Consider the following 3,314-nt stretch of genomic DNA (forward strand, 5'->3'; position numbering starts at 1 on the left):
CGGGCCCGGGGGGGGGGCGGGGGCTCGGCCCCGCCGGGGGGCGGCGCCCCGCTGCCAGCGCCGCGGCGGCGGGCGGCCCCGTGCGGCGGCGGCGGCGGCCGGCCCGCCCCCGACTGCGGAGCGTGCCGCCCCGCTGAGGCCGCCACCACCGGTGGCCGGGCCGCTCGGTGGGGGGCTACCGGGTGGCGGGCTGCTCGGTGGCGGGCCGTTTGGTGACGGGCCACCTGCTGGGCGGGCTGCTCGGTGGCGGGCCACCCACCGACGGGCTACCCGGTGGCGGGCCACCTGCCAGCGGGCCACCCACTGACGGGCCGCTCGGTGATGGGCCGTCCGCACCGGACGCGGCCGCTCACGGCGTCGCCGGCGGGGGCCGCCGCTCCCCGGCGCCGTCCCCGGGGCTCGGTCCACCCGGGCCGTACGGTTCACTCGGCGAGCCTGGACCGTACGGGCCACCTGGCGAGCTCGGTGCACCTGGTCCGCCCGGCGTGTCTGGTTCGCTCGGCTTGCTTGGCCCACTGGGCTTGCTTGGCCTGCCCGGGCCGTACGGTTTACCCGGCGAGCCCGGTCCACTTGGTTACATCCGGCGCGTCTGGTCCGCTCGGCCCAATGGGCCTGCCTGGCCCGTCCGGGCCGTACGGTTCACTCGGCGAGCCCGGGCCGTACGAGCTACTTGGCGAGCTCGGTGCACCTGGTCCGCCCGGCGTGTCTGGTTCGCTCGGCTCGCTTGGCCCACCCAGCCTGCCTGGCTCGCCTGGACCGTACGGTTCACCCGGCGAGCCCGGGCCGTACGGGCCACCTGGCGCGCCCGGTCCACTTGGTGCGCCCGGTCCGCTCGGCGAGCCCGGCGCGTTTGGCTCGTCCGCCGCAGCACTGTCCGCCGCGTCGCCCGCATCCGCGTCCGCTTCCATGTCCGGGCACGGCCGTCCCGTCAGGGCGTCCACGAATCGCTCCAGTAACTCCCCCCAGGGCGCCCCGCAGTCGCGCAGACACGCCTCCTGGTCCAGGGCGATCTGCTCCTCCAGCCGGGCCAGGAACGCCCATGGAGGCTCGGTCGCGGCCGGGGAGGTCGGGTCGTCGGTCATCGGGCGGCTCGCTGACTGCTGGGTTACGGGAACGGATACAGAGGATCTCCTGCGCATCCTGCCCCGCCCGGGCGCCGGTGATCCATCGAGACGCGACCTGCGCCGCGCACTGGCAGCAAGCTGTTACCCCGCTCCCTCAACTCCCCTCCGGCCGCCCCGGATCCGCTTCCGGCGCCCGCCCTGGCACCTTCCTGAAAGGGACATTGAGGCGCGGGGTGGGCCTGGTTAGAAAGGTGTCCCGGGTCCTCCCGCCCGCCGCCGAGCGGGCAGCGGAGTGCGACCCGGCGGTGGGGCCCTTCCCCGCGACTCGCCGCCGACACCTCACGGGAAGCGGGCAGCGAGCCCCCCGGAGCGCGTCCGGCCCCGGGAGGCGGCGGCCGGTCGCCGCCCCGGCCGCGGGAGACGCGCCAGACGCGCCAGACGCGCCAGACGCGCCAGACGCGCCAGACGCGCCAGACGCGCCAGACGCGCCAGACGCGGCAGACGCGGCAGACGCGGCAGATGCGCCAGACGCGGGAGACAGTCACGAGGAGAGCGACGATGACATCGTCCGGCAGTGCCCGAACCCGGTGGTTCCGGCGGTACCCGGCGGCCGGACGGCCGCGGGCGCGGCTGGTCTGCCTGCCCCACGCGGGCGGGACCGCGACGTTCTTCCACCCCTGGGCCGGGGCGCTGGGCCCCGATGTCGAGGTGCTGGCCACCCGGTACCCCGGCCGTCAGGAGCGGATCGCCGAGCCATGCGCGACCGGTATGGCGGAGCTCGCCGATCCGCTGGCCGCGGAGTTGCTCCCCTTCCTCGACGTCCCGGTGGCCTTTTTCGGCCACAGCATGGGGGCGTCCCTCGCCTATGAACTGGCCCTGCGCCTCCAGCCGGCCCACGCGGACCGGCTGGCCGGGCTCTTTGTCTCGTCCCGCGAGGCCCCGCATCTGGTGACTCCCAAGGAGATCCACCTCGGCACCGACGACGAGCTGATCGCCGAGGTGGTGCGGCTCGGTGGCGCGGACGCCGCGCTGCTGGCCGACCCGGGGATCCGGGACATCGTGCTGCCGTCCGTACGGGCCGACTTCCGGATCGCGGGCACCTACCGGGCCGAAGTCCCGCACCCCGTCGGCTGTCCGGTCGTGGCGTATGCCGGGGACCGGGATCCGGGCGCCGGGGAGAACGAGATGAAGCACTGGTCCGAGGTCGCCGGACATTCCTTCGACATGCGCGTCCTGCCCGGTGGCCATTTCTACCTGAATGCCGAGCGGGATTCTCTGACGAGCGACATCAAAAGGCGCCTGGACGAGGCAGTGTTGGCACCTTCCTGACGCAGGGCGTGCACATCGCATAACCGTACTGCGATGGTTTCGAGTGCGGGAACGCAAAAGGAGCGCCGAACGGGGGGATTCCCGCCCGGCGGCAATGACCGAGAGGTTGAATTCATCATGCCCACCCTTACCGAAGAGCGCACTGCGAAGATCAAGGAAATCGTCTGCGAGATTCTCGAGCTGGAGGAGGACGAGGTCACCGAGACCAGCCTCTTCCGCGAGGACCACGACGCCGACTCGCTGCGCGCCATCGAGATCCTGGCCTCTCTGGAGAAGGAGTTCAAGGTCGTCATCGACCAGTCGGAACTCGCCCGCATGGTCAACCTCAAGGGCGTCCACGAGGTCGTCGCCGAGTCAGCCGGCTGGTAATCCCGTCCGCTGTTCAAGCCGAGACTGGTTGGAGGTTTCGATGACTGCTCCCGCGCGCGACGGTTCCGCCGTCGCGACTCACCGAGTGGTTCTTACCGGGTTTGGCGTTTTCTCCAGCATTGGAGTGGGCGCCGCCGAGTTCGCCGAAGGGCTGCGTTCCGGCCGCAGCGGAGCGAAGCCGATCACCGCCTTCGACACCGAGGGGTTCGCCCACGCCAACGGCTGCGAAATTGTCGACTTCGAACCGGAGAAGTGGATACGCAATCTGGACGTGGCGGAACTCGGCCGGGCCAGTCAGTTCTCGGCAGCCGCGGCCCGTATGGCCGTCGAGGACGCGAATCTCGACGTCGACGTACTGCGCGAGCAGCGCGGCCTCATCTCCATCGGCACCACCGACGGGGAGTCCTTCGATCTGGACCAGCTGGTGGAGAGCCAGATCGCCCACGGGCCGGAGAAGATGGACTCCACCATCGCCCGCCGGGTGCGGGCCGGGGGGGGGGTGGCCCGCGCGCGCCGCGGAGCCGCGCTGTGAGAGCGAGAGAAGGACTCGGG

3 protein-coding genes and 1 pseudogene are annotated in these 3,314 nt (G+C 72.5%); 3 read left to right on the plus strand and 1 reads right to left on the minus strand.

All coding sequences use genetic code 11. The features are described 5' to 3' along the window. Positions 1-548 precede the first annotated feature (548 nt). Positions 549-1,139: a DUF6269 family protein gene (locus ACFXB5_RS46125; protein WP_385220007.1), complete on the minus strand. Its 591-nt coding sequence runs from the start codon at positions 1,137-1,139 to the stop codon at positions 549-551. 483 nt (positions 1,140-1,622) lie between these two features. On the opposite strand from ACFXB5_RS46125, the gene ACFXB5_RS46130 reads away from it, so the two are divergent. The 3 genes and pseudogenes from ACFXB5_RS46130 to ACFXB5_RS46140 form a co-directional block, all read left to right on the plus strand. Continuing rightward, complete coding sequence (locus ACFXB5_RS46130; RefSeq protein WP_385220008.1) at positions 1,623-2,393, plus strand: thioesterase II family protein; 771 nt, start codon at positions 1,623-1,625, stop codon at positions 2,391-2,393. A 117-nt stretch (positions 2,394-2,510) separates the two neighbouring features. Then, on the plus strand, positions 2,511-2,762 hold the full coding sequence (locus ACFXB5_RS46135) for an acyl carrier protein (protein WP_201852715.1): 252 nt from the start codon (positions 2,511-2,513) through the stop codon (positions 2,760-2,762). A gap of 40 nt (positions 2,763-2,802) precedes the next feature. Then, positions 2,803-3,255 (plus strand): annotated as a pseudogene (locus tag ACFXB5_RS46140) (beta-ketoacyl synthase N-terminal-like domain-containing protein); the annotation flags it as partial. Positions 3,256-3,314 lie beyond the last annotated feature (59 nt).

Source organism: Streptomyces sp. NPDC059455 (genome assembly GCF_042750115.1).
In the GTDB taxonomy this organism is placed as follows: domain Bacteria; phylum Actinomycetota; class Actinomycetes; order Streptomycetales; family Streptomycetaceae; genus Streptomyces; species Streptomyces endocoffeicus.

Bases quoted from the DNA above. Each gene is read 5' to 3' on its own strand.
- ACFXB5_RS46135 (WP_201852715.1), top strand. From the start codon at position 2,511: ATGCCCACCCTTACCGAAGAGCGCACTGCGAAGATCAAGGAAATCGTC.
- ACFXB5_RS46130 (WP_385220008.1), top strand. From the start codon at position 1,623: ATGACATCGTCCGGCAGTGCCCGAACCCGGTGGTTCCGGCGGTACCCG.
- ACFXB5_RS46125 (WP_385220007.1), bottom strand. From the start codon at position 1,139: ATGCGCAGGAGATCCTCTGTATCCGTTCCCGTAACCCAGCAGTCAGCG.